Origin of the sequence: Leclercia pneumoniae (assembly GCF_017348915.1) — a bacterium.
Lineage (GTDB): Bacteria > Pseudomonadota > Gammaproteobacteria > Enterobacterales > Enterobacteriaceae > Enterobacter > Enterobacter pneumoniae.
In genome coordinates, this window is sequence record NZ_CP071383.1 from 3,050,340 (window position 1) to 3,075,628 (window position 25,289).

The window sequence follows — 25,289 nt, forward strand, 5'->3', positions numbered from 1 at the left end:
CCGCTGAAAACGGAGTAATCCACGATGAATTTTTCAAACGGGCACAACAGTGCTCAGGGCCACACTTTGCCTGAAAAACAAAATACCGGTGCTTTTGCCTATGGATTGTCAGAGGACGGTTTCGGAAAGCTGACTCGCGCAAGAAATGCCTGCGACATGCTCCAGCTTCTCTTTTCTGAATACCCGTCTCAGGGCGGAACGCTGGATGCAGGCTGTGCGCCAGGCATTGCGGCGCTGATGGAGTACCTGCGGGCAGATTTGACGGATATTGCGCACAGCTGTGCACTGATTGAAGGAGGTGCCAGATGAACCAGCCGCAGGTTTCCATTTTCCCGGCAGAAATGACCACCGCGCTGTACCGGCGGGCGATTGCATCGGCATGGCGGCAGAAAGCGCTGACTGAAACCGGCAGCGAGCAGTATGGTCCGCACAGCCTGACGGTTGAGCGTATTGAAATGGCCATTGCCCTGCATATCGAGTGCGCATTGATTAACGAATATGGCGAAGCACAGGGAGCAGCGGCGGCGCTGGCACTGCTGACTGACATGCTGGAGCCGTCACTGCTGACCGCACCGCCGGTACTGACCGTGCGCGGCTATGAAGTGATGGCGGAGCTGTACCGCACGCTTCCGGCGGCCTTTGATGACTTCTGCAGCACGGGTGTGGCGCTGCATCAGGGGGAAGTATGACAACACAGACGGTTACGCAGATTTCAGCCGCCGCGCGGGGGAAATGGCCCGTTATTCTGCAGATGCTGCGTATTGATGTACCTGAAAACGGCAGGCACGGTCCCTGCCCGAAATGTGGGGGCAAGGATCGTTTTCGCCTCGATGACCTTGATGGGCGCGGGACGTGGATTTGCAGCCAGTGCGGCAATGGTGACGGTCTGGATCTGGTTAAGCTCATGACCGGTTACGGCGTCAGAAAGGCCGCGCAGGAGGTGGCGCAGGTGCTTAATGTGCCGGATGTGCAGGAACTGTCTGTTAAGCCTGCCAGGCAAAAAGCCCCTAAACGTGACATGAGCCTTACCGTGGCGGCGCTGATGAAAGAGAGCCACACGGGAGAAAGCCCCTATCTGACCGGAAAAGGGTTCGCCGGATACCCGGCCTCCCTGACCGGGAGCGTGCAGCATATCAGCGGTAAGGATTTTCCTGCCGGTTCCCTGCTGTTACCGTTCACCACCAACGCCGGAGCCGTGACCGGTGCGCAGCTTATCGCCCCGACGGGTGAAAAAAGCATACTGCCCGGCAGCACGATGAAAGGCGCGTTTGTGGCGCTCAGCCCGTTACCGTCTGAACCGCCGGTACAGGTGGTGATTACCGAAGGTTACGCCACGGCGCTGACGGTAAGCCAGCTCACCGCCGGATGGGTAGTGGCTGCCATATCTGCGGGCAACCTGCCCAACGTGGCGCAGTCGCTGCGGGCACGCTGGCCTGAGGTAAAAATTATCATCGCCGGTGATAACGATTTTCAGGACGGGGGCGAGAATCCCGGCAGATCCTTTGCTGAACGGGCGGCAAAAGCCGTCGGCGGCTGGATGACGCTGCCACCGGGAGAGATTAAGGCTGACTGGAATGATTTCCATCGGGAGCACGGTATTACCCGTGCCCGTGAAGCCTTTCGTAACGGTCTGGTGCTGTGCGGGGAAAGCCGCACGCAGCTGCCGCACGGGTTCCGTCTTACCCAGGAATATCTCTGGTATGAAAAACAGGTACAGCGCAACGGTGAGACGGAGATCCAGAACGTCAAAATATGCAACCCGCTGCGCGTGACGGCAATCACCTGCGATGCCGATGGCGGTAACTTCGGGCGACTTCTGGAGTGGGAAGATACGTGGGGTGAGCGCCGCCGCTGGGCGATGCCGATGGAAATGCTGAGCGGCAGCGGTGAGGAGCTGCGCCGGGTACTGCTGGTCAACGGGCTGTCCTATATCAGCACCACCGGTGAGGCCCGCGCCCGCCTGATGGAATATATCTCTCTGTGTAAACCGGAACGCCGCGTGACCTGCGTAAGCCGTACCGGGTGGCATGGTCAGGTTTACGTCCTGCAGGATGAGGTCAGCGGTGAAGGCGCGGAAAGTGTCATTCTCCAGACCACTTCCGTGCAGGGGCGCGATTTCCGCGTGTCGGGCACAACGGAGGAATGGCGGGAGCACGTTTCACGTTACTGCACCGGCAACTCCCGCGTGGCATTTGCCGTCAGTCTGGCTTTTGCTGCACCACTATTACGGCTGGTTGGTATGGACGGCGGCGGCTACCACCTCAAGGGGGAATCGACGGACGGTAAGACCACCACCATGAAAGCGGCAACCTCCGTCTGCGGCGGGCCTGACTACTGGCAGACGTGGCGGGCAACCGGCAACGCGCTGGAGGGATGCGCCAGCCGCCGCAACGATGCCGCCATGATGCTCGATGAGATCCGGGAGGTGGACGGACGCGAGGCAGGCAATATCGCCTACATGCTGGCAAATGGTCAGGGCAAGGGCCGTGCCGGTACGGACGGTGAGCTGCGCACCCGTAAGCAGTGGCGGCTGCTGTTCTTTTCAACCGGCGAGCTGTCACTGACTGAACATGCGGCAAAAGCCGGAGAGCGTACTTTTGCCGGAATGGAAGTCAGGATGATCCAGATCCCCAGCGATTCCGGGAAGTTTGGCGTATTTGAGGAGCTGCACGGCTTCGACAGCGGCAAAGCGCTGGCGGAGCATCTTGAATGGGCCACGTCCAGTTACTACGGTTCGCCGTTCCGGGAGTGGCTGAAAGCCCTGACCGCTGATCTTAACGGGCTGACGGCACAGGCAAAGTCACTGATGAAGGAATATACCGCCGCCCTGACCCCGAAAGATGCGGGTAATCAGGTAGGCCGGGCTGTGAACCGCTTTGCACTGGTGGCGATGGCGGGCGAGCTGGCAACCCGGCTGGGTATCACCGGCTGGCCTGAGGGTGAAGCGCTGCGGGCAACCCGCGTCTGCCTGAACGCATGGCTGAAAGATCGTGGGCACACCGCCAATCAGGAAGATATTGCCGCACTGGAGCAGGTACGCAGCTTCTTTACCGCGAATCAGTACAGCCGCTTTGCTGACTGGCACGACGAGCGTAACCGCCCCGGCAATATGGTGGGCTGGCGCAGGGTGGAGAAAGGCAGTACCGCGCAGGGCACGGAAGCCGTCACCACATTCTACGTCATGCCGTCCGGCTGGAAAGAAATCTGCCGGGGATTTGACCCGCGCAAGGTGGCGCGTCTGTGCGCGGATCGTGGATACCTGCTGCCCTCCACCGATGGCAAGCTGCAGACAACCATTCGCCCGCCAGAGATGAATCCCCGCAGGCTCTATGTCTTCAACAGCGAGGTGCCGGGTTAAGGCTTTGCGTGAGTCTTATTTATTAAGGGTAACAGGTGAAACAGGTGGAACAACCGTATTTTACAAGGGCTGAGCCTGTTCCACCTTCTGAAATAGTGAGGTGGAACAGGTGGAACGCCAGCCGATCCGTTGTTCCACCTTGTTACCCGCGATGTTCCACCTGTTCTTTGCCTATAAATGCTTTACAAAACAATGCTGTAACACATGTTTCACCTGTTCCACCGCACCGTGGACATAAAGCAGACTGAAACCGAGGCATTTTTATCTGGCTGGCTGTCATAGCCGCGTCTGAATAACCGCAAACGCCCGTTGTGCCAGCCACCACACACTGAGCACCGATAGTGCGCTTGTGTCAGCCACGACACAATTGACGTAACGAAGCAACGCGACAGGAGAAGTCATGAACAACACCGCAGAGAATAACAACCTTTCCACTTTTCCGGCTGTCACGCAGCGGGCACTGGAAACCCTGAACACAACCAGAAACGCATGGCTTGAAGCACGTCGTCAGCAAAAAACGGCAGCGGATAATATTGCGACAATCCGCCAGCGCCGCGCTGAAATGGAAGCCACGACTAACGCGCTGAATGAGGAGTGGCGCACGCTGTTTCGTGACAGTCAGGGCGTAGTCTCAAAGGAAATGAAAAAACTGCGCACGGAAATTGCGCTGGGACGAGAAACGCTTGAGGATTTTGATGAATTACTGGCTGCGCATGAAAAGGAAGCCGCTTTTTTACCGCAGGAAGCCGGGAAATTAGCCGGGCAGTATATCAGCGCACATAACACCCTTGTGGAAATTCGCGCAAAGCAAATCTGGGAAGACTTCATGCAGTCGCATGGTAAGGCGTTAATCCAGACACTGAGCCTGCTCAAAACCACAATGGGGCGGGAAGCCAGTGCCGTTGTGGGTGTGGTGAATTCAGTTAATGACCCGGACACAGTACTGAAAGACTTTATTCACAAACATATCACCAGACCGGCTCTTACTAACGCTGCGATGCCGGAACAGGACCCTGTGTTTAAACTGGCAGGTGTTGCGCCGGATTATGCTGCCCTTGCTGATTTCCGCAAACTTCCCTCTCCGGCGGCCCTTCATAAAATGAAGATCCGGCAGGAACGTGAAGAACTGCAAAAACGTAACCGAGTCGCGGAGGGGATCTGATGGCACTTAAATGTCCCGAATGCGGCACTACGGCACATGCCAGAACCTCCGCCTATGAAGCACCATCGGTTAAACGCTCATGGTATCAGTGCCAGAACCTGGAATGTTCCTGCACATTTACCGCACTCGAAAGTGTGGATACGATAATTATGAAGCCCCGGCGCAATGAAAATGTATCAGTCGAACCGGAGCAACCTGAAAAGCAGCAGAGAACGCTCAATCGCTATGGCTCCGCGTCAAAGCTGTCAGGCCGTCAGCAAATCCCTGTCTGATTAACAAAAAACGCCCACGTAATCCCGGTCCTGTACCGGGATTTTTTACGCCTTTTTCCTGGCTGGCCTGAGAGCGCATGAGTGCATGTCTATGGCGCATGTAATCGCATGAGATTTATGCATCATTTTTGACGCGAAAACCCTTGTATAGCAGCTTCTGAGACGATTTACGGGGTGCATGAAAACCATTCTGTTAAGCGAAGCGGGCAGGCGGGCGGGGCTGCGCACGCTGAGGGTCTAAGTGACAACTATCGGCCAGTTCCGCTAAGACAATACTTTGTCGTGAAGATGGATGAAGCTAAAGTATTAATCAGACAAGACCTGCAGGAGATACAACTTTGCACCGAGCATTTTTAGCATTACTCTTGAAAAAATCATTCAATGGTTGCATTATTAATTCGTATGACATTCATGCACATACATAAGTAATATGGATTCCCAATTATTCCCGCATGGAGTTTTTATGCTTACTTTACCCTCCCAACCTGCAGTTACTGCAGCTCTAATCTCAGCCATCGTTACTATTTCTATATTTATAATAAAGGGAATCACAGGTTCTTTTTGGGACAAATATTTCCACAAATATAAAATAAAAATTGATCATGAGTATGAGCAACGAAAGAAAATCAAAGAGGCCATATCTAAATACAAAGTTCCATTACTCAGTTCTGCCGAGGATTTAAATCATCGATTATGGAATTTTTCAACTCACTGCCATAAAGGCTGGCATATTCTTGGTCCAAATGAATCCGTTAGTGAAAAGTACTATTTACAGTCATTTTGTTATAGATTACTTGCATTTTTAGCTTGGTGTAAAAAGTTTGAACGCGAGTCAATTTATTTAGACAGTACTCTTTCGGCAAAAAATGACCTCACCTTTGTTAAATACATAAAAACAATGCAAAACACTTTTTCAAATGCATTTATTTTTAATGGATTAAATTATGATAGCGAGCATGCCACAGATCACTTCTTTAAAGATGAACTTGCAATCCTTGTTGAACATATGATAACAACAGAAGGAGTCATCACCTTTACTGATTTCAAAAAAATTGATAAAGAGCACTATCAAAAAATGACATTGTATATTTCCTCAATATTAACATCACGAAACTGTAATAAATGGTATTTAATGAACGGCTTTCACTTCATATTAATGGCATTCCTGTCAAAATATGGTTATGACTATCAAAAAACCGAATTGAAAAAACTCAAGGTACTGAGAAAATCACAGCCTCAAAATATAATAGCTGAAAATTTCAATGCAATAGTGAAGCAAGGTAAGCTTGATGGGTGCAAAGAAATGAAAAAAGCCGTCAATGTACTGCTTAGTATCTAGAACTGGTTACTGATTTTGCCAGAGGATATTAATCCAACATATTCTCTGGCACTGAGAATTATTCTTACAACTGATAAACTAAAGACACTCACTACTTTTTATAAAAAACGCCCACCTTTTCGATAAAGCTGACTTAGACAACTCATGCTTGACTCCTATCTTCAATCCTTCATATTCACTATATTTTTCAGATAGTGCTTTTTTTGAGAAGTGCAATGTTTTTTTATCAGGATCGATAGCCAAGTGGTTTAAATCATATAATGTATGAATATCACTGCGAAGTAATAATCCATTGCTAATATGATTGTGACTATCGTTACGGTATGCATCAATATGAGCCGCTTCTAAAATATCTACAAGCATGCATCCTGTAACAGCACATACAGGATTTGATTTTAAAAGCTGGTCACGAAAAGTTTTTTGCCCTCGTCGCTTCTTAATTTGTCGTTCAATCACTTGTCGTTGATCTTCATCTAATAATGCAGGAACAGCTTCATCGGCTTCATCTGCTTCAAGGTCTAACACTACACTAGATAGAGGATTAACTAAGTCGATAGCCCACTGAAGATTAACTTCCTGAATTGACATTTGACCATTATAACGAGGGGTTTCAGTGATTAGTTGAGACATTGTAATATTCGATAGCTCTCTAAACTGGTTGCCATAGATAGCAACAAACTCTATTGCTGGCTCAAAGATCACTCTTGGCGCATCAAATTCATGTCCATTATCACAACGCCATTCTGGTTTTATAGTCTTTCTTGGAAGAATTTTTTTTGCATTACAATCAGGATGAATACACTTGTTACGTTTTTTATTGATATCCTGTGTCTCTATTTTTTCAATAACAGATACACCCAAAACATTTTCTCTGTTGGTAATAATAACGACATCGCCATTTTTCACATTTTTGTGGTTGGCTACGAAACTATCATAACGATAAAAAAGTGATGAATCGTCATGATAACCATCATTGCCCCAGTATCTTAAATCCTCTTGTTCAATTGCCTTGAAGGACCATGCTTGCTGTACCACGACCTACCCCTCTATGTAATCAAATGTTGTTCTATCGAACAGCAAAGTATGTTGGTTTACAAGTAAAATCAGCTTATAGGGGTTCTATCAGATCTCACAATTTCCTCATTTAGCCAGTCATATACTACTGTTATTCTTTTTCCGCAATGGAGCAACTCATTTCAAACAAACATGTTTGTAGCCTTCTCTACATCCCAAAACTCGCCGGCATTGCTCGACATAATTCCCATCATCTGCGGCGGTACAAGATGCACTGCCACTATGTCATCGTGGCTCACTTTTTTAGATGAAACGGGCAAAGAACTGCAGGCTAAGATGTAGGAACTGCTTAGAATGTCACCCTTAACGGCACTTGGTAAACTGTGATGTACAGCTGCGCGGCAAATACATCAGATCAAGGGGACATGGTATACACGATTAAGCCAAGGTACAGAGCTGGCTAGTGAGTGATTTAACTCCATTTTGGTATACAGACAGTGAAAATAATACATAGGGGGATATACCCCTGACTTCAAGAGCTGACGCTGGGTTGCGAACGGCGTCGTATAATGCGTGGGGTGTGATAACTTTACTGGGCATTTTTCAACCTAATAGCAAATTTCTCCCTGCCCTATCGTTCTTTCATCCCTTTCTGTTCATTATCTTTGGAACAAATGAAATAGGCCAATCTCTATGGCCTTAATGAGACGTTTATATCTACTGATGGTATCCGTGATGGTACCAATAAAAACAAATGAAAAATAACACTTTAAAAACAGGCAATTAAATCATTTTTCGATTCCTGCAGGGACACCATTAATGCACACCGCTTACGCCTCTCCCACTTACTAAAACTTCTCATTCGCTGATGCAAAGTACAGCGATACGCATAACGACGCGCCGGAGCTTTAGAGAATCGCTCTGTTCGTTGATCCCGTTCGCAAAACAGTTTCGCTCGCTGCTTTTTTAAACGATCCCGACGAAAAGCAAGCTTCTTTTTACCCGTTTTTATCGTATAAAAAGCACACTGCGCAGACCTCTTTGAGATTATCTTTTTCCGTACTATAAGTAGTGTTAGTCACGTACAGTGCAAGGGTGCTATATTACGCCGCCGCCTGGTGTGCTTCAGTCGCGCCGGGGTTAATTTCCGAATTATTCAGATACCACCCATTGGTCTCTGTCTCTAAAAGCATTATGGTGTAACGTGATAATAGCGTTACCAATATCCCCTCCATAAAGGTTGTTTTATCTTGTCGCAAAGCAAATTCAAACGCTCACTTCTGCATCCTCGTTACTGGGTAACGTGGTTTGGTCTGGGTGTTTTGTGGCTGCTCGTGCAGCTCCCCTACCCTGCGATACGTTGGCTTGGCACCCGACTGGGTAGCCTGTCACGACGTTTTCTGAAACGTCGCGAGAAGATTGCACGCAGAAATCTGGAGCTCTGTTTCCCATCGTTATCTGAAAACGAGCGTGAACAGATGATCGCCGAAAATTTTAAAGCCATCGGCATGGCTTTGCTGGAGACAGGCATGGCCTGGTTCTGGCCTGACTGGCGAGTACGTAAATGGTTTGACGTTGAAGGCCTTGAGCATTTGCAGCATGCTCTGGCCAAAAACCGTGGCGTGATGGTCATCGGCGTTCACTTTATGTCGCTGGAACTCGGTGGCCGGGTCATGGGTTTATGCCAACCGATGATGGCGACCTACCGTCAACATAATAGCCCCCTGATGGAGTGGGTTCAGACCCGCGGGCGTATGCGCTCGAATAAGGCGATGATTAACCGTAATAACTTGCGTGGCCTGGTGAGCGCCCTGAAGAAAGGCGAAGCGGTCTGGTTTGCACCGGATCAGGATTATGGGCGTAAAGGCAGTAACTTTGCCCCCTTCTTCGCCGTGAAGGATGTCGCGACCACTAACGGCACCTTTGTGATTTCTCGCCTGTCAAAAGCGGCCATGCTTACCGTCACCATGATCCGTAAAAAGGATAACTCTGGCTATCGTCTGTTTATCACACCGGTGATGGAAAACTATCCGGAAGATGAGAGTGAAGCCGCCAGCTATATCAATAAGATCATTGAGCGCGAAATCATGCGTGCTCCTGAACAGTATTTATGGGTGCATCGCCGCTTTAAAACCCGCCCTGAAGGCGAAACGTCCCTCTATTTATAATGCTGACGTCAGGTTAGTTTCACTAAGAAACTAACCTTTTCAGACATCTGCATCTTCGCCATTACCGTTTCGTTCCTGACGTCGCTCAAGTGAAATTTATTACCCGGCGAAATTAAACTGTCGCCGTTCCACGACACCCCTAAGTAACGGAAATCATTTAAAAAAATCTCACTTGTCACCCCTGATTTTTAAGCGTACATTAACGCCGTCTGGCAATGGGATGCCATAGAATTCTGAGCTGGTGTTGGGTCTATTACGGGGATAATTCTTATTTCCGCGTTGCCCTGACTTCACCTCTCTATACTCAGTTGGACTCTGTTTTTAAGGCGTGTCAGTGGATGCGCGGAGCGATGAACGTGAAATATTTCTTTATGGGTATGTCGGTGATTGTTTTAGTCTGGGCCGGTACCTTTGCCCTGATGATCTGAGCGAAGAACATGCAGTCAAAAAAGCAGGCGCCGTTGGCGCCTGTTTTTTTTGGGATGGTTAACTCGCCTGTTCCGTCGTATTTTTTGTGGCAGCCGGCAATAGCCCATCGGCGCGGAACATGCCTTTAATGCCCCTCACCGCCTGGCGGATACGGTCGCTGTTTTCGATGAGCGCAAAGCGGACATGGGTGTCACCGTAATCGCCGAAGCCAATACCCGGAGAGACACACACTTTGGCGTCCTGCAGCAGCTTTTTAGCAAACTCCAGCGATCCCATCGCCGCGTAGGGTTCAGGGATTTTTGCCCAGACGTACATAGACGCTTTTGGCATCTCAACCATCCAGCCTGCTTCGTGCAGCCCCTTCACCAGTACATCGCGGCGACGTTTATATTGTGCGGCAATGTCGCGCACACACTGCTGATCCCCCTCCAGCGCAGCGATGGCCGCAACCTGTAATGGGGTGAAGGTGCCGTAGTCGTGGTAGCTTTTAATACGCGCCAGCGCATTGACCAGCGTTTTATTACCTACCATAAATCCGATACGCCAGCCGGCCATATTGTAGCTTTTCGACAGCGTAAAGAACTCGACGGCCACGTCGCGAGCACCGGGTACCTGCATGATGGAAGGCGCTTTCCAGCCGTCATAGACGATATCGGCGTAGGCCAGATCATGCACCACCAGCACATCGTAGCGCTTCGCCAGCGCTACGACCTTCTCAAAAAACTCGAGCTCAACGCACTGCGCGGTTGGGTTAGAGGGGAAACCGAGAATCATCATCTTCGGCTTGGGATAGCTTTCGCGAATCGCGCGCTCCAGCTCATTGAAAAAGTCGACGCCTTCTACCAGCGGCACTGAGCGTACCTGCGCGCCGGCAATGACCGCACCGTAAATGTGGATAGGGTAGCTTGGGTTTGGCACCAAGACCGTATCCCCGTGATCGAGCGTTGCCAGCATCAGGTGCGCCAGCCCCTCTTTGGAGCCGATAGTGACGATAGCTTCGCTTTCAGGGTCGATGTCAACGTTATAACGATCCTGATACCAGCGGGAGATAGCGCGGCGCAGGCGAGGAATACCACGGGAAGTCGAGTAACCGTGCGTATCCGGGCGTTGCGCTACGGTGCAGAGTTTTTCAACGATATGGGGCGGGGTCGCACCGTCCGGGTTACCCATACTGAAATCGATAATGTCTTCGCCGCGCCGACGCGCAGCCATTTTCAGCTCAGCTGTGATGTTAAAAACATAAGGGGGGAGACGATCAATACGCGTAAAGCGGCGTTCAGGACTGGAGTCAGCCATAGATTCCTCGATTAACGTGAGCGCCCGGACCGTCCGAGCGACGCTGCCACGTGTGTGGCATGTAGAGAAAATAGCCTGAAAAAAAACAGCTTGTCGAGAGGCTGAGTGAAAAAAGTCGTCGGCCAGAAAACGGGAACAGTGCCAGAGAGAAAACAGGAACTAAAACGACCGCAAGTTCTTGAAACATGCTTTTTTGTTAACATGATGATATCAAACATTTTACCCTCAGGTTTAAACGTCTCTCTCTTTGGCGAAGCAGCCTCCCTTTACGCCCTATCCCCTTTGGATTGCATGGACTTTCCTCATTTGATAATTCTGAGTGATGGCTGGTCATTCGGCGTCAGGTTTTTTATTATGCCTTTTTCCCCGTCTTGCAGGTTTTCTCGTGCACGAAATATTCAATATGCTGCTGGCGGTCTTTGATCGTGCGGCATTGATGCTGATTTGCCTTTTCTTTCTAATCCGCATCCGCCTGTTCCGCGAACTGCTCCATAAGTCGGCGCACTCGCCGAAGGAGCTGCTGGCCGTTACCGCCATCTTTTCGATGTTTGCGCTGTTCAGTACCTGGTCCGGCGTACCGGTAGAGGGGTCGCTGGTCAATGTGCGCATTATTGCGGTGATGTCCGGCGGCATCCTGTTTGGCCCCTGGGTGGGCATTATTACCGGTCTCATCGCCGGGGTGCACCGCTATCTGATTGATATCGGAGGGGTCACGGCGATCCCCTGCTTTATCACCAGCATTATTGCCGGCATCCTGTCGGGCTGGATCAACCGCAAAGTCCCGAAAAAACAGCACTGGAAAGTTGGCATCCTGGCAGGGATGGCTTGCGAAACCCTGACCATGATCCTGGTGGTTGTCTGGGCACCTACCATTGCACTGGGCCTGGATATCGTGTCGAAAATCGGTGTGCCGATGATCCTCGGCAGCGTCTGCGTTGGCTTTATTGTGCTGCTGGTACAGAGCGTGGAAGGGGAAAAAGAGGCCAGCGCCGCCCGCCAGGCCAAGCTGGCTCTGGATATTGCCAACAAAACGCTACCGCTGTTTCGCCATATCAACGCCGAATCTCTGCGTCAGGTGTGCGACATCATCCGCCGCGATATTCATGCGGATGCCGTTGCCATTACCAATATTGACCGCGTGCTGGCCTATGTGGGTGTCGGGGAAGATAACTATCGCGACAATGACGACAACGTGAGCCCGACTACGCGTCAGGCCATCAACTACGGCAAGATCATCATCAAAAATAACGATGAGGCCTACCGTACGCCGGAAATTCACTCGATGCTGGTGATCCCCTTATGGGAAAAAGGTGTGGTCACCGGCACGCTGAAAATCTACTACTGCCACGCGCACCAGATCACCTCCTCGCTCCAGGAGATGGCCGTGGGGTTATCGCAAATTATCTCCACACAACTGGAAGTCTCCCGCGCCGAGCAGCTACGAGAAATGGCCAATAAGGCTGAACTGCGTGCGTTACAGAGTAAGATTAACCCTCACTTTCTGTTTAACGCGCTGAATGCCATCTCCTCTTCGATCCGCCTTAATCCGGATACGGCGCGCCAGCTGATTTTTAATTTGTCCCGCTATTTGCGCTACAACATTGAGCTGAAAGACGATGAGCAGATCGATATCAAAAAAGAGCTGTATCAGATTAAAGATTACATCGCGATTGAGCAGGCTCGCTTCGGCGATAAATTGACGGTGATATACGACATTGATGAAGAGGTAAACTGTGTAATTCCCAGCCTGCTGATCCAGCCACTGGTGGAAAACGCGATTGTGCATGGCATCCAGCCCTGCAAAGGGAAAGGAGTGGTCACCATCAGTATTGCCGAGTGCGGTAATCGGGTGCGCGTATCGGTGCGGGACACCGGACACGGTATCGATCCGAAGGTAGTTGAGCGGGTTGAAGCGAATGAAATGCCCGGCAACAAAATTGGCCTGCTTAACGTGCATCACCGGGTGAAACTCCTCTACGGAGAGGGGCTACACATCCGCCGCCTTGAACCGGGCACCGAGATCGCGTTTTATGTCCCAAATGAACGCTCAGCCGTTCATGCCCAGACGCTGTTATTACCTTAGTCCGGAGTTAGCATGAAAGTCATCATTGTGGAAGATGAGATACTCGCCCAGCAGGAGCTAAGCTGGCTAATTAAAGCGCATAGTCAGATGGAGATCGTCGGGACCTTTGACGACGGGCTGGACGTTTTAAAATTCCTGCAACATAACCGGGTCGATGCCATTTTTCTCGACATTAACATCCCGTCGCTGGATGGCGTATTGCTGGCACAAAACATCAGCCAGTTTGCCAGCAAGCCCTACATTGTATTTGTCACGGCCTGGAAGGAGCATGCGGTTGAGGCCTTCGAACTGGAAGCGTTTGACTATATTCTGAAGCCTTACCAGGAGTCGCGTATCGTCAGCATGCTGCAAAAGCTGGAGCAGGCCTGGGCACAACAGCAATCGGGCAGCGGACAGAGCGTTGCCTCCCCTGCTCCGCGTGAAAATGACACCATCAATCTGATCAAAGACGAACGCATCATCGTGACGCCGATGGACGATATCTACTATGCGGAAGCCCATGAAAAGATGACCTTTGTCTACACGCGGCGCGACTCCTTTGTCATGCCAATGAACATTACCGAGTTTTGTAGCAAGCTGCCGGCCAGTCGCTTTTTCCGCTGCCATCGCTCATTTTGTGTCAATCTGAACAAGATCCGCGAGATTGAGCCCTGGTTTAACAATACCTATATTTTGCGTCTGAAAGATCTCGATTTTCAGGTGCCGGTCAGCCGTAGCAAGGTGAAAGAGTTTCGCCAGCTTATGCACTTGTAGGGGAGATGTCCCGGTGACCTGACAGCCACCGGGAGAGGACGTTACAGTACCTGACCCAGCGTCTGGCGCAGATGGGCGCCCGCCCCCAGCAGACCGGGGTTATCGTGGACGATCAGGAACACAGGGATATCCTGTACGTAAGCTTTGAAGCGACCTTTATCTTCAAAGCCGCCACGGAAGCCGGACGCTTTAAAGAATTCCAGAAAACGCGGTACGATGCCGCCAGCGATGTACACCCCGCCAAAGGTGCCAAGGTTCAACGCCAGGTTACCGCCGAAACGCCCCATTATGACGCAGAACAGCGACAGCGCCCGACGGCTATCAATACAGGTATCTTCCAGTGCGCGTTGAGTAACATCTTTCGGCTGCAGATTTTCCGGCAGGCGGCCATCTGATTTGACAATCGCACGGTAGAGATTCACCAGCCCAGGCCCCGAGAGGACGCGCTCTGCCGACACGTGGCCAATCTCTGCTCGCAGCTCTTCAAGGATAATGCCCTCTTCTTCGCTGTTCGGCGCAAAATCAACATGGCCCCCTTCGCCCGGAAGGCTTACCCAGCGCTTATCAACGTGCACCAGGTGCGATACCCCTAAGCCGGTGCCTGCGCCATAAACGGCAATCGGTTTGCCTTCTACCGGCTGCGTGCCGCCGAACTGGATAAGATGCTCTGGCGTTAACATCGGGATCGCCATCGATACCGCGGTGAAGTCGTTAATAATTTCCAGATGCGCAAAACCCAAGTTGTTTTTCATCTCTTCGATGGAAAAGGCCCAGGTGTGGTTGGTCATGGCCACCCAGTCACCCGTGATAGGGCAGGCAATGGCGATACAGCCATCCTCGACGCTGACGTTGTGCTCCGTCAGATAGACGCGCACCACGGCTTCCAGGCTGGGATAATCCAGCCCGGAATAGGTCTTCGCGCGGGAAATCTCCCCGTTACTGACATCGCATAATGCCAGACGCGCATTCGTCCCCCCCACATCACCTACCAAAGCATACTTTGTCATTCTTCTACTGCTCCGCTAAAGTCAAAATAACTCTTTGGCACACTCTAAATTCAAGGCACCGTAACAACAACGGTCTGGGTGAAAGTGCCCCAGGATTATCGATCTACGTCACAGAATAACTTTACCGTTTCAGCACCAATTGCACTATGAGATACAAACTGATTGTGCAAAGTAACGCGTGTCATTTTCTACAAGGAAATCATCATGCTCCATCCGCGAGCCAGAACCATGCTGTTGCTGGCCCCCCCGGCGTTAATTATTGGCGTGGCATCCAGTCTGATCCTGATCGTTATTATGAAGGTCGCTTCCGTTTTACAGGCTTTCCTGTGGAAAACGCTGCCTGCCGCCATGGGCTTGCGCTTTGACTCTCCCGTCTGGACGCTGGTGATGCTGACCCTCACGGGGATTGCCGTCGGTCTGGTGGTGCGCTACAGCCCTGGCCATGCCGGGCCCGATCCGGCCACCGAACCTCTGATCGGTGCACCAGTGAATGGTAGCGCACTGCCAGGGTTAATTATCGCCCTGATTATTGGCCTGGCGGGTGGCGTGAGCCTGGGGCCGGAACACCCGGTGATGGCTGTCAATATTGCTCTGGCCGTGGCCATTGGGGCACGGACTTTCCCACGCGTGGATGCGCTCGACTGGACGATCCTGGCCTCTGCCGGCACCATTGGCGCACTGTTTGGCACCCCTGTCGCTGCCGCGCTAATTTTCTCGCAAACCCTGAGCGGTAATAATGATCTCCCCCTCTGGGATCGTCTGTTTGCCCCACTGTTAGCGGCTGCTGCCGGCGCGCTTACCACCAGCCTCTTTTACCATCCCCACTTCTCCCTGCCCATTGCGCACTATGGGCAGATGCAGCTCGTCGATCTCTTCAGCGGCGCGGTGGTTGCGGCCATCGCCATTGCTCTGGGCATGGTGGCGGTCTGGTGTCTGCCGCGTCTGCACAGGGTCATGCACCGCCTGAAAAACCCGGTGTTGATTCTGGGCGCAGGCGGTTTGCTGCTGGGGATCCTTGGCGCCATCGGCGGACCGATAACCTTATTTAAGGGACTGGATGAGATGCAGCAGATGGCCTTTAGTCAGGTCTTCAGCGTCAGCGATTATCTGCTGTTTGCCCTGATTAAACTGGCAGCCTTAGTGGTCGCGGCCGCGTGCGGCTTTCGCGGCGGGCGTATCTTCCCGGCCGTGTTTATCGGCGCGGCGCTGGGGCTGATGCTGCACGAACACGTCGAAGCGGTGCCGGCGGCGATTACCGTTTCATGTTCGATTCTGGGGCTGGTGCTGGTGGTGACGCGGGATGCGTGGCTGAGCCTGTTTATGGCTGCGGTGGTGGTGCCGGATCTTAACCTGATGCCGTTACTCTGCATCGTCATGCTGCCCGCCTGGCTGTTGCTGGCGGGCAGACCGATGATGATCGTCGGGCGTAGAGATCGCTAATCAGGCATTATTACGCGCCTCAAGCGCACGGGTGATAGCACCCAATAACGGCGGAATATCATGCTTCGGTAACATCACCTCAATTAGCGAAAGCCGCTCGCTGTGAGCCACCTTCTCCAGCACCTCGGCGAGTTGGACCGTTTCACTCACTCGCCAGCACTCAGCCTGACAATCCAGGCTGAGCGCCTGGGGAATTTTAGTCCAGTCCCACAGGGCAATATCGTTATAGCGTTGTTCGGGACCGTGAATGGCGCGCTCGACCGTATACCCTTCGTTGTTCAGCACCAGAATGAGAGGATGCTGGTTATCACGCAGCATCGACCCCAGCTCCTGAATAGTCAGCTGCGCGGCGCCATCACCGGTAATGGCAATCACTCTGCGATCCGGACACGCGGTCTGAGCGCCAAAGGCGGCGGCGAGCGTGTAGCCGATCGACCCCCAGATAGGCTGGACAATAAAATTCACCTCGTTCGGCAGGCAGAGATCTATGGCCCCAAACGCAGAGGTCCCCTGGTCGGCCAGAATAATATCCCCGGGGCGAATGAAGGTTTGCAGGGTTTTCCAGAAACTATCCTGCGTCAGGCTGCCGTGGTGCATCGCCGTTGAAGGGATAGGCCGGTTCGGCAGATTTCTGCCATCACTCTGTTCCCGACACAAGCGATGCAGCACCTCAATGGCCTGCGTCATGGGGATGCCGGTAAACCAGGTGTCGCCGACGCGTGACGCGTGCGGCTGCACCTCGATAGTTTGTTGCTGCGTGAGCGTGTGCGTAAAGCCCGCCGTCAGGGTGTCGGTAAAACGTGTCCCTACGCAGATCACGGTGTCTGCGCCTTCAATGGCTTCGCTTACCGCCGCGCTGCTGGCAGAACCGCTGTATGTACCGTAAAAACCCGGTTTACGTTCATCGAATATCCCTTTCCCCATCAGCATAGTGGCATGAGCGATAGGCGTTTCGCAGACCCACTGCTGAAGCTGTTTTTGCAGGCCATAACGCAATACCAGGAAGTCAGCCAGCAGCGCGGTACGTTCGCTCATCGCCAGACGTTGTTCCGCGGCCTGGCGGAAGGCTTCGAGGCGGAAACCGTCGCTCTCATACCGCTCATCGATGAGAGCGTTTACAGGCGGCGTGGCAGGTTTTTTTGCCACATCGGCAGGCAGCATCAGATAGCCGGGACGGCGCTCGCGCAGCATGGCGATCAGCACCCTGTCGATTTCATAGCAGGCGTTTTGTTCGGTGAGTAGCGCCTGCGCCACCGTAATGGATTCACTCATATGGTAAAAATGACGGAACTCGCCGTCACCAAGGGTGTGATGGAGCAACTCCCCCTTTTTCTGCGATGCGCTGCCAGGCGCACCCACAATATGCAGAACCGGTACATGTTCTGCAAAGCTGCCCGCTACGCCGTTAATGGCGCTGAGCTCCCCCACGCCAAAGGTGGTCAGAAGAGCAGCAAAGCCTTTACAACGCGCGTAGCCGTCGGCGGCATAGGCCGCATTCAGCTCATTGGCACAGCCCACCCAACCGATATCGGGGCTGTCGATGACGTGATCAAGAAACTGCAGGTTATAGTCGCCAGGCACGCCAAACAGGTGGTCTACGCCACAATCAGTAAGACGATCCAGTAAATAATCAGCGACGCAGTAGGGGGTACGCATAGCAGGTGTCCTTATTATGATGACTTCAATTTGAGTATTGAAGAAGCGTGATGGGTGTCCAGAAACACAAACAATGAGGTTATGGAAAGAATGCTTTACAAATTTTCGCGCTGTAATCTGCCGATCTCGTTTATTGTGTAAACGTATACACTCACCTTTATTTCCGGCTCAGAGGACGTACCTATGGTTTATCAGGCGGATAAAAACCGTTACCAGTCAATGACGTATCAGCGATGCGGAAGCAGTGGCCTTAAAATGCCCGCCATCTCGCTTGGCTTATGGCATAACTTTGGTGACACCACCCTGATCGAGAACAGCCGTCAACTATTACAGCGGGCCTTCGATTTAGGCATTACGCACTTTGACCTGGCCAATAACTACGGCCCGCCACCGGGCTCCGCTGAACGTAACTTTGGACGTATTTTGCAGGAGGATTTCCTGCCCTATCGCGATGAGCTAATTATCTCCAGCAAAGCGGGATACACCATGTGGGAGGGTCCCTACGGCGACTGGGGCTCGCGCAAGTACCTTATTGCCAGCCTTGATCAGAGCCTGAAACGCATGGGTCTGGAATATGTGGATATCTTCTACCACCATCGCCCCGATCCCGAAACGCCGCTGCAAGAGACGATGAAAGCGCTTGACCATATTGTCCGCCAGGGGAAAGCCCTGTACGTCGGGCTGTCCAACTACCCGGCCGAACTTGCGCGCCAGGCTATTGAGATTCTGAATGATTTAGGCACCCCCTGCCTTATCCACCAGCCGAAATACTCAATGTTCGAGCGCGCACCGGAAGCTGGCCTGCTGGAGGTGCTGCAAGAAAATGGCGTGGGCTGCATTGCCTTCTCGCCGCTGGCGGGTGGGCAATTAACCGACCGCTATCTGAATGGCATACCGGCCGATTCCCGCGCCGCAAGCGGCAGCCGTTTCCTCAATCCGGATCAGCTCACAGAAGAGACGCTGAAAAAAGTGCGGATGCTGAATGCGATAGCCGAACGCCGAGGTCAGAAGTTGTCGCAAATGGCACTCGCCTGGGTGCTGAGAAATCGTGCCGTCACCTCAGTGCTGATAGGTGCCAGTAAGACAGCACAGATTGAAGATGCGGTAGGCATGCTGGCGAACCGCCATTTTGCTGCTGAAGAGTTGAGTGAAATCGAAGCGATTCTGGACAGCGCAAAATAGCAGCATTTTTAGCAAATCGTGCTTCGCCTTCTCATTTCGGAGTTACGCGCATTAAACGCGGCTTCACAGCCCCGTAAAATTGCGTTAACAGGCCGGCTTCGGCCCCGATCGTGAAGGAGAATAACAATGTTCAGGTCCCTGATTCTGGCCGCAGTTTTACTGGCTTCAGCACCGCTGGTTGCTAATGCTGGCGAAATCACCCTGTTGCCATCGATTAAATTACAAATTGGCGATCGCGATAATTACGGTAACTACTGGGACGGCGGTGGCTGGCGTGACCGCGGCTACTGGCATCGCCATTATGAATGGCGCGGCAACCACTGGCGCAAACATGATAATGGCTATCATCGTGGCTGGGATAAGCGTAAAGCTTATGAGCGCGGCTACCGTGAAGGCTGGAGAGACCGGGATGATCATCGCGGAGGTCGTGGTCGCGGCCATGGCCATGGTCACGGACATCACCACTAATACGAAAAAGGAGCCTACCGGCTCCTTTTTTATCACTCCACGTTTATAACCCCAGCGCTGTCCCGATAAGCAACCAGAGGTTAAGCGCAACCACTACCACGACGATCGCCCATCCGATTCGCTTCACCATCGTCGAGTTGACGAGCTCACCCATCAGGGATTTGTCACTGGTAAAAATTAGCAAGGGCACCAGCGCCAGCGCAATACCAAAGCTCAGCAGCACCTGGCTCATGACCAGAATCCGCGTCGGATCGAGCCCCATCAGAATCACAATGAATGAAGGCATCATCGTAATGGTACGGCGTACCCACAGTGGAATATGAAAGCGCACAAACCCCTGCATAACAACCTGCCCTGCCAGCGTGCCAACGACCGTAGAGGAGAGCCCGGCAGCCACCAGGCTCAGGCCGAAAATCGTGGCGGCAGCGTGGCTTAACAGCGGTTCAAGGGTCAGATAGGCCTGATCGAGATCGGCAATCCCGGTATGGCCATTAAAATGAAAGGCCGCTGCTGCAGTAGCCATCATGGCCAGGTTAACAAAACCGGCGATGGTCATTGCGAGCGCCACATCCCATTTCGTTGCGGAATACTGCTCCTTTGGCGATCCCTGATGCAGATGCTGGGTTAAAGAAGAGTGCAAATAAATGACGTGCGGCATAATGGTCGCCCCCAGAACCCCGGCGGCGAGGAATACCGCTTCCGATGTCGGCAGGCTCGGAATGGCCATCCCCTTCGTTAACTGCACAAAGTCCGGCTGCGAGAAGACCAGCTCGACAATGTAGGCCGCCGCCACAAATAGCAGCAGGCCGCCAATGACCAGCTCAAGTGGTTTTTGCCCACGTCGCTGAAGCATCAAAATCAGGAAAGTGGCGATACCCGTTAAGACCGCGCCCTGCAACAGTGAAATCCCAAGAATCAACTTAAAGCCGATGGCCGCGCCAATGAATTCTGCCAGGTCAGTGGCCATGGCGATGATTTCTGCCTGCACCCAATAAAACCAGACCAGCGGACGCGGGTAGTGGTCGCGGATCTGCTCCGCCAGATTTTTCCCGGTTGCGATACCCAGTTTGGCCGACAGCACCTGAATCAACATTGCCATCAGGTTCGCCCACACCACCACCCACAGCAATTTATAACCGAAGCTGGCGCCGGCCTGAATATTGGTCGCAAAGTTCCCCGGGTCGATATAACCAATCGCAGCGATGAACGCAGGTCCCATTAATGCGAAACGCATCTTGCGTGCTGCGCGGCCGCTGCTACTCTCAACGCGACTGTTCGTCATCTCTGCCTCTAAAATATAGCCTTTGCTATGTTTAATGCTATCAAAATGCGAATGATTATCAAGTTCATTTGCGATGGTTGTATTGATGACTGTGATAGCTAAGAACAATGATCGGGCTGGAAAATAAAAATAGACGTAGCGCAGATTGAATGCGCCCATATTTGTGAAGCGTAGCACACGAACTTAACTTTTAACTCATTTACATAACATAACAAAATTGTATGGTGTGTCACTATTTTTGAGTCTCGTCACAGGACGTGACTATAGTGTGGCTTTGATCTCGTTTTCTTTACTGTTGTTACATAGAATGTGCACGGAAATTAAACCTGCCTCATATTTGGAGCAAATATGGACCGCGTCCTTCATTTTGTCCTGGCACTCGTTGTCGTTACAGCGCTTGCGTTGCTGGTCAGCCATGACCGCAAAAAAATCCGCATTCGCTATGTTGTACAGTTACTCGTTATTGAAGTTTTACTCGCCTGGTTCTTCCTGAACTCCGACGTGGGTCTTGGCTTCGTAAAAGGCTTCTCCGAAATGTTTGAAAAACTGCTCGGATTCGCAAATGAAGGGACCAACTTCGTATTCGGTAAAATGAATGATGAAGGTCTGGCATTCTTCTTCCTGAAAGTTCTGTGCCCTATCGTCTTCATCTCTGCGCTGATCGGTATTCTGCAGCACATTCGCATTCTGCCCATTGTGATCCGCGCTATCGGTACAGTACTGTCCAAAGTCAATGGCATGGGCAAACTGGAATCTTTCAACGCCGTCAGCTCGCTGATCCTGGGTCAGTCTGAGAACTTTATCGCCTATAAAGATATCCTCGGCAAGATGTCCCGTAACCGCATGTACACCATGGCGGCAACCGCAATGTCGACTGTATCCATGTCTATCGTGGGCGCATATATGACAATGCTGGAACCGAAATTCGTGGTTGCGGCGCTGGTTCTGAACATGTTCAGCACCTTCATTGTTCTGTCACTGATCAACCCGTACCGCGTGGATGAGAGTGAAGAGAACCTGCAGATGGCAAATCTGCACGAAGGTCAGAGCTTCTTCGAAATGCTGGGTGAATACATCCTGGCTGGTTTTAAAGTTGCGATTATCGTTGCTGCGATGCTGATCGGCTTCATTGCCCTGATCTCCGCACTGAATGCCCTGTTTGCTGCGGTACTGGGCATCTCCTTCCAGGGGATTCTGGGTTATATCTTCTACCCGGTTGCATGGGTGATGGGTGTTCCGGCAAGCGAAGCGCTTCAGGTTGGCAGTATTATGGCCACCAAACTGGTCTCTAACGAATTCGTTGCCATGATGGACCTGCAAAAGATCGCGGGCACCCTGTCGCCGCGCGCGGAAGGCATCCTGTCTGTATTCCTGGTCTCCTTCGCTAACTTCTCTTCTATCGGCATTATCGCGGGCGCGATTAAAGGCCTGAACGAAGAGCAGGGTAACGTGGTTTCTCGCTTCGGTCTGAAGCTGGTGTACGGCTCTACGCTGGTTAGCGTCCTGTCTGCTTCTATCGCAGCACTGGTTCTGTAATACGACGCTGTAAAAGCAACCGGGAGCAAATGCTCCCGGTTTTTTTATCCCTGTAATTCCGCTAAAGGCATCGGTTTGCCTATCAAATAGCCCTGAAGATAGTCCACACCGAAACGCAGCAGCATGTCGCGCTGCTCAGGCGTTTCCACATATTCAGCTACCACAGAAAGCGCTTTCGTTTTTGCCAGATTGCAAATAGATTGCACAATCATGGCATCCATATTGTCGGTACAGATATCTTTCACAAAACAGCCATCGATCTTAATGATGTCTGCCTCCAGGCGCTTAAGGCGCTCATAGTTGGCGTAACCTGACCCAAAGTCATCAATCGCAATGCGGAAACCGTAGTCCCTGAGCTGCTGGATATTTTTGATGCTGCTTCCGGAGTTCGAAAAAGCCTGCTCTTCGGTTATCTCGATGACGACGGTCTGCGGGGCCACCCCGTAACGCTCAAAGAGGCCGATGATCTCTGCAGCCACCTCTTGCTGCATCAGCGTCATCGGCAGCAGATTGACGGAAAACCGTGTCCCGGCATCCCTCACGGGGTGCTGGCGTAGCCAAATGAGCAGATTCTCAACGACGTTAAGATCAAAGCGATGGCTCAGGTTAAATTGGGCAATCAGCGGAATGAAGCGATCGGGGGTGATAATCTCACCTTCACTCTCCAGACGTGAGAGGATTTCATAGTAACCTTTCCCCTCAGCATCCCGTATCGCCTGGGCGTAAAGATGTAAGCCCCCCTCTTCAAGAGCGCGTTTAATGCGGCCCAGCAGCAATACCCTGTCGGTGGTTTGGCCGGAGGCATCTTCAATCCTGTTGGTGAGCGCCAGCACATTATGCGCGGCACAGGATTGCTCAGCCAGCCAGCTCAGTTGCCCCAGCGTATGATGCAGATGCTCACCGTTCTCAACCTCTCCCCACGAGGCGCCAAATTCAATATCCAGCCCGGTGTTGTTCCAGACAATTTTACGGCTGTTGAGTCGGTCGACCATATGCTGCAGTCGCTCGGCCGTCCCCGGCCCCAGCAACGCCAGTACCAGCTCACTTCCGGGTAGCTGGAATAGCGTCTCGTCCTTTTGCAGTAACGGCTGTAACGATGCGGTGATCCTGCGTTTGCAATGAACCCGCATAAGAATGCCGTAATGGCGACTGAGAAACTCGAGATTATCCATGCGCAGGCAACAGAGTTTCGCGCCAGGGTGGATTTGTAGAAAGTCTTCCAGTGCGCGAATGTTAGGTAAACCAGTAAGCGGATCGGTGAGCGCCCTCTCCTGCCAACCCTGCTTAAGCCATTCACTTCGCTGGTAGATCTTCGACATGTAGAGTAAACAGATCGCAAAAGTGATCAGTACAGAAAGGATGAAGGAGAGAGAATGACCCGACTCGACCCCTGTAAGAAAGTTGTAATTGTAGGTTAACAGCAGGAGCGCGGTTGCAGCCCAGAACAGCGAGATAAGCGCATAGCTCAGGTGACTAATACCTAACGTAAAGAGGATAAAAATAATCGGCATTAAATATCCCGCAATGATGGGTGACTCTACAGGAGCACATAAAATGGCGATAATGAGAATTAAAAGCAGTAACCAGATGACGATATATAACGATTTTTTGTGAAAAAAGACGGGCTTCACGCTCTGTAGCCAGAACGTTCTGGCGTAGCGGGGATTAATTATCATTCTTAACGGATAATAGAACATCATGGTAAAAATTAACGCTGCACAAATCAGGCTCTGAATATCCACAACGTTATATATTGCCGTTCCCTCGCCGAAAAATGTCGATATTGTTACCGGGAAAAGAAATAGATAACCAGCAAGGTACATCGATAATTTGATACCTATCGGCACCATAAAACCGAGCCAGAAAATACGTAACCCGACATATTTGTTGGGCACGCGATAGCGCCAGCGTTTGCCTAGCATGAGACGCATCATGCCACAGACGGCAAACACCGAAAAAGTCTGACAAAACAATAATACAGCATGTTGTAGCGGTGCTAAACTTACGCTTAATATGTTAGTAGCAATAAAACTTAAAAGAACAGGAATAACCGCCCGACGACCAAATAACAGTATAACCGCCAGCATAACGCTTAACGGTAGCCATGCTAAATAGACATCATGCCCATTTACCATAGCGCGCGGAGAAAGATATCGGGAAAAGGGCACAGTAATCAGACATAGCGTCAGCGCTGTTATAAATATCTTTACATTATTGTAAGCTTTTCTGTTCATTAAATTAAATAATCTATTAACCGTTTGCCTCATTGACCGGATGGATAATAGGTTTATTAATTGCGCGAATCAAGTTCAAGTCTATTTAGAGACCTGTTTATTGATATAGATTGAGTCAAGGTATAGAAAGCATTATTTCTGGCAACAAAAAGTGCGAATAGATGTTACATAGGCATAAAAAACCCCCGTCTTTCGACGAGGGTGTGAATTTTGGTGGAGCTAAGCGGGATCGAACCGCTGACCTCCTGCATGCCATGCAGGCGCTCTCCCAGCTGAGCTATAGCCCCAACGCGTTGCTTATACGAACCTCACTCTGTTGGGTTCAGAGTTTGGTGGAGCTAAGCGGGATCGAACCGCTGACCTCCTGCATGCCATGCAGGCGCTCTCCCAGCTGAGCTATAGCCCCATACGTAAAGCTTGTCGTGTTGACGGGCGGCATCATATGAATTCCGCTGCGGAGTGTCAACGGCAAATTCAGCCGTCAGTGATTGATCGCCGAAAAATCAGGCAAATGAACCACATTGCGAGGAGACTCGCAGCCTGTAGTTATACTTGTCACGTTTTGACGTTAAATGATGCTATAGGATGAAACCTCAATTAACCCTGGTAA

General features: G+C 51.5%; 20 protein-coding genes and 2 tRNA genes. 14 read left to right on the top strand and 8 right to left on the bottom strand.

The annotated features are described in order from the left end of the window. Window positions 1-24: 24 nt before the first annotated feature. From JZ655_RS14805 to JZ655_RS14830, 6 genes are all read left to right on the top strand, one after another. A complete protein-coding gene (locus JZ655_RS14805; protein ID WP_069219524.1) occupies window positions 25-309 on the top strand; it encodes a hypothetical protein in 285 nt (94 codons plus the stop codon). Then, a complete protein-coding gene (locus JZ655_RS14810; protein ID WP_069219523.1) occupies window positions 306-689 on the top strand; it encodes a DUF5375 family protein in 384 nt (127 codons plus the stop codon). The genes JZ655_RS14805 and JZ655_RS14810 overlap by 4 nt, the downstream gene beginning before the upstream one ends. Continuing rightward, entirely contained in the window at window positions 686-3,358 is a 2,673-nt protein-coding gene (locus JZ655_RS14815) for a TOPRIM and DUF927 domain-containing protein (protein ID WP_207292167.1), read from the top strand. The genes JZ655_RS14810 and JZ655_RS14815 overlap by 4 nt, the downstream gene beginning before the upstream one ends. A 400-nt stretch (window positions 3,359-3,758) precedes the next feature. Next, window positions 3,759-4,520 (top strand): phage polarity suppression protein, encoded by a 762-nt coding sequence (locus tag JZ655_RS14820; protein ID WP_207292168.1) that lies wholly within the window; start codon window positions 3,759-3,761, stop codon window positions 4,518-4,520. Further along, the gene (locus tag JZ655_RS14825) at window positions 4,520-4,792 is read left to right on the top strand and encodes an ogr/Delta-like zinc finger family protein (RefSeq protein ID WP_085843853.1); all 273 of its coding nucleotides are present in this window, start codon (window positions 4,520-4,522) and stop codon (window positions 4,790-4,792) included. Before JZ655_RS14820 ends, JZ655_RS14825 begins: the two co-directional genes overlap by 1 nt. Window positions 4,793-5,255: 463 nt before the next feature. After that, window positions 5,256-6,131 carry a hypothetical protein gene (locus JZ655_RS14830; protein WP_207292169.1) on the top strand — a complete coding sequence of 292 codons (876 nt, stop codon included), beginning with the start codon at window positions 5,256-5,258 and terminating at the stop codon, window positions 6,129-6,131. A 78-nt stretch (window positions 6,132-6,209) separates the two neighbouring features. Here JZ655_RS14830 and JZ655_RS14835 read toward each other — a convergent pair whose 3' ends face one another. Further along, entirely contained in the window at window positions 6,210-7,166 is a 957-nt protein-coding gene (locus JZ655_RS14835) for an HNH endonuclease (RefSeq protein WP_032171695.1), read from the bottom strand. Window positions 7,167-8,392: 1,226 nt separating this feature from the next. On the opposite strand from JZ655_RS14835, the gene lpxP reads away from it, so the two are divergent. Both lpxP and ypdK read left to right on the top strand, forming a co-directional pair. Beyond that, entirely contained in the window at window positions 8,393-9,313 is a 921-nt protein-coding gene (gene lpxP / locus JZ655_RS14840) for a kdo(2)-lipid IV(A) palmitoleoyltransferase (RefSeq protein ID WP_154298761.1), read from the top strand. Between the two features lie 338 nt (window positions 9,314-9,651). Next, window positions 9,652-9,741, top strand: a complete 90-nt coding sequence (gene ypdK / locus JZ655_RS14845) for a membrane protein YpdK (protein ID WP_207292170.1) — start codon at window positions 9,652-9,654, stop codon at window positions 9,739-9,741. A 58-nt stretch (window positions 9,742-9,799) separates the two neighbouring features. On the opposite strand, the gene alaC is transcribed toward ypdK, so the two are convergent. Continuing rightward, window positions 9,800-11,038: an alanine transaminase gene (alaC, locus tag JZ655_RS14850; RefSeq protein ID WP_046884660.1), complete on the bottom strand. Its 1,239-nt coding sequence runs from the start codon at window positions 11,036-11,038 to the stop codon at window positions 9,800-9,802. A 385-nt stretch (window positions 11,039-11,423) separates the two neighbouring features. Between alaC and JZ655_RS14855 the strand changes: the two genes are divergently transcribed. After that, a complete protein-coding gene (locus JZ655_RS14855) occupies window positions 11,424-13,121 on the top strand; it encodes a sensor histidine kinase (protein WP_046884659.1) in 1,698 nt (565 codons plus the stop codon). A gap of 12 nt (window positions 13,122-13,133) precedes the next feature. Next, the gene (locus JZ655_RS14860; RefSeq protein ID WP_040074607.1) at window positions 13,134-13,874 is read left to right on the top strand and encodes a LytR/AlgR family response regulator transcription factor; all 741 of its coding nucleotides are present in this window, start codon (window positions 13,134-13,136) and stop codon (window positions 13,872-13,874) included. 41 nt (window positions 13,875-13,915) lie between these two features. Here JZ655_RS14860 and glk read toward each other — a convergent pair whose 3' ends face one another. Then, a complete protein-coding gene (gene glk / locus JZ655_RS14865) occupies window positions 13,916-14,881 on the bottom strand; it encodes a glucokinase (RefSeq protein WP_040074606.1) in 966 nt (321 codons plus the stop codon). Between the two features lie 204 nt (window positions 14,882-15,085). Between glk and JZ655_RS14870 the strand changes: the two genes are divergently transcribed. Further along, window positions 15,086-16,321 carry an ion channel protein gene (locus JZ655_RS14870; protein WP_207292171.1) on the top strand — a complete coding sequence of 412 codons (1,236 nt, stop codon included), beginning with the start codon at window positions 15,086-15,088 and terminating at the stop codon, window positions 16,319-16,321. Here JZ655_RS14870 and ipdC read toward each other — a convergent pair whose 3' ends face one another. Then, a complete protein-coding gene (gene ipdC / locus JZ655_RS14875; protein WP_207292172.1) occupies window positions 16,322-17,977 on the bottom strand; it encodes an indolepyruvate decarboxylase in 1,656 nt (551 codons plus the stop codon). Between the two features lie 183 nt (window positions 17,978-18,160). On the opposite strand from ipdC, the gene mgrA reads away from it, so the two are divergent. Both mgrA and ypeC read left to right on the top strand, forming a co-directional pair. Further along, window positions 18,161-19,159 carry an L-glyceraldehyde 3-phosphate reductase gene (gene mgrA / locus JZ655_RS14880; RefSeq protein ID WP_046884655.1) on the top strand — a complete coding sequence of 333 codons (999 nt, stop codon included), beginning with the start codon at window positions 18,161-18,163 and terminating at the stop codon, window positions 19,157-19,159. A 126-nt stretch (window positions 19,160-19,285) separates the two neighbouring features. Further along, window positions 19,286-19,627 carry a DUF2502 domain-containing protein YpeC gene (gene ypeC / locus JZ655_RS14885; RefSeq protein WP_046884654.1) on the top strand — a complete coding sequence of 114 codons (342 nt, stop codon included), beginning with the start codon at window positions 19,286-19,288 and terminating at the stop codon, window positions 19,625-19,627. A gap of 43 nt (window positions 19,628-19,670) precedes the next feature. Here the strand turns inward: ypeC and JZ655_RS14890 are convergent, their stop codons facing one another. Continuing rightward, window positions 19,671-20,909 (bottom strand): Nramp family divalent metal transporter, encoded by a 1,239-nt coding sequence (locus JZ655_RS14890; protein ID WP_207292173.1) that lies wholly within the window; start codon window positions 20,907-20,909, stop codon window positions 19,671-19,673. Between the two features lie 348 nt (window positions 20,910-21,257). Between JZ655_RS14890 and JZ655_RS14895 the strand changes: the two genes are divergently transcribed. Further along, complete coding sequence (locus tag JZ655_RS14895; RefSeq protein WP_046884653.1) at window positions 21,258-22,445, top strand: NupC/NupG family nucleoside CNT transporter; 1,188 nt, start codon at window positions 21,258-21,260, stop codon at window positions 22,443-22,445. Window positions 22,446-22,489: 44 nt separating this feature from the next. Here the strand turns inward: JZ655_RS14895 and JZ655_RS14900 are convergent, their stop codons facing one another. The 3 genes from JZ655_RS14900 to JZ655_RS14910 form a co-directional block, all read right to left on the bottom strand. Continuing rightward, on the bottom strand, window positions 22,490-24,679 hold the full coding sequence (locus JZ655_RS14900) for a sensor domain-containing phosphodiesterase (protein WP_207292174.1): 2,190 nt from the start codon (window positions 24,677-24,679) through the stop codon (window positions 22,490-22,492). A gap of 211 nt (window positions 24,680-24,890) precedes the next feature. Next, window positions 24,891-24,966 (bottom strand) — tRNA-Ala (locus JZ655_RS14905). 43 nt (window positions 24,967-25,009) lie between these two features. Then, window positions 25,010-25,085, bottom strand: a tRNA-Ala gene (locus JZ655_RS14910). Between the last annotated feature and the right edge of the window lie 204 nt (window positions 25,086-25,289).

Excerpts from the sequence above, each read along its gene's own strand:
- JZ655_RS14805 (WP_069219524.1), top strand. The coding sequence starts at position 25 with ATGAATTTTTCAAACGGGCACAACAGTGCTCAGGGCCACACTTTGCCT.
- JZ655_RS14810 (WP_069219523.1), top strand. The coding sequence starts at position 306 with ATGAACCAGCCGCAGGTTTCCATTTTCCCGGCAGAAATGACCACCGCG.
- JZ655_RS14815 (WP_207292167.1), top strand. The coding sequence starts at position 686 with ATGACAACACAGACGGTTACGCAGATTTCAGCCGCCGCGCGGGGGAAA.
- JZ655_RS14820 (WP_207292168.1), top strand. The coding sequence starts at position 3,759 with ATGAACAACACCGCAGAGAATAACAACCTTTCCACTTTTCCGGCTGTC.
- JZ655_RS14825 (WP_085843853.1), top strand. The coding sequence starts at position 4,520 with ATGGCACTTAAATGTCCCGAATGCGGCACTACGGCACATGCCAGAACC.
- JZ655_RS14830 (WP_207292169.1), top strand. The coding sequence starts at position 5,256 with ATGCTTACTTTACCCTCCCAACCTGCAGTTACTGCAGCTCTAATCTCA.
- ypdK (WP_207292170.1), top strand. The coding sequence starts at position 9,652 with ATGCGCGGAGCGATGAACGTGAAATATTTCTTTATGGGTATGTCGGTG.
- alaC (WP_046884660.1), bottom strand. The coding sequence starts at position 11,038 with ATGGCTGACTCCAGTCCTGAACGCCGCTTTACGCGTATTGATCGTCTC.
- JZ655_RS14860 (WP_040074607.1), top strand. The coding sequence starts at position 13,134 with ATGAAAGTCATCATTGTGGAAGATGAGATACTCGCCCAGCAGGAGCTA.
- glk (WP_040074606.1), bottom strand. The coding sequence starts at position 14,881 with ATGACAAAGTATGCTTTGGTAGGTGATGTGGGGGGGACGAATGCGCGT.
- JZ655_RS14870 (WP_207292171.1), top strand. The coding sequence starts at position 15,086 with ATGCTCCATCCGCGAGCCAGAACCATGCTGTTGCTGGCCCCCCCGGCG.
- ipdC (WP_207292172.1), bottom strand. The coding sequence starts at position 17,977 with ATGCGTACCCCCTACTGCGTCGCTGATTATTTACTGGATCGTCTTACT.
- mgrA (WP_046884655.1), top strand. The coding sequence starts at position 18,161 with ATGGTTTATCAGGCGGATAAAAACCGTTACCAGTCAATGACGTATCAG.
- ypeC (WP_046884654.1), top strand. The coding sequence starts at position 19,286 with ATGTTCAGGTCCCTGATTCTGGCCGCAGTTTTACTGGCTTCAGCACCG.
- JZ655_RS14890 (WP_207292173.1), bottom strand. The coding sequence starts at position 20,909 with ATGACGAACAGTCGCGTTGAGAGTAGCAGCGGCCGCGCAGCACGCAAG.
- JZ655_RS14895 (WP_046884653.1), top strand. The coding sequence starts at position 21,258 with ATGGACCGCGTCCTTCATTTTGTCCTGGCACTCGTTGTCGTTACAGCG.
- JZ655_RS14900 (WP_207292174.1), bottom strand. The coding sequence starts at position 24,679 with ATGAACAGAAAAGCTTACAATAATGTAAAGATATTTATAACAGCGCTG.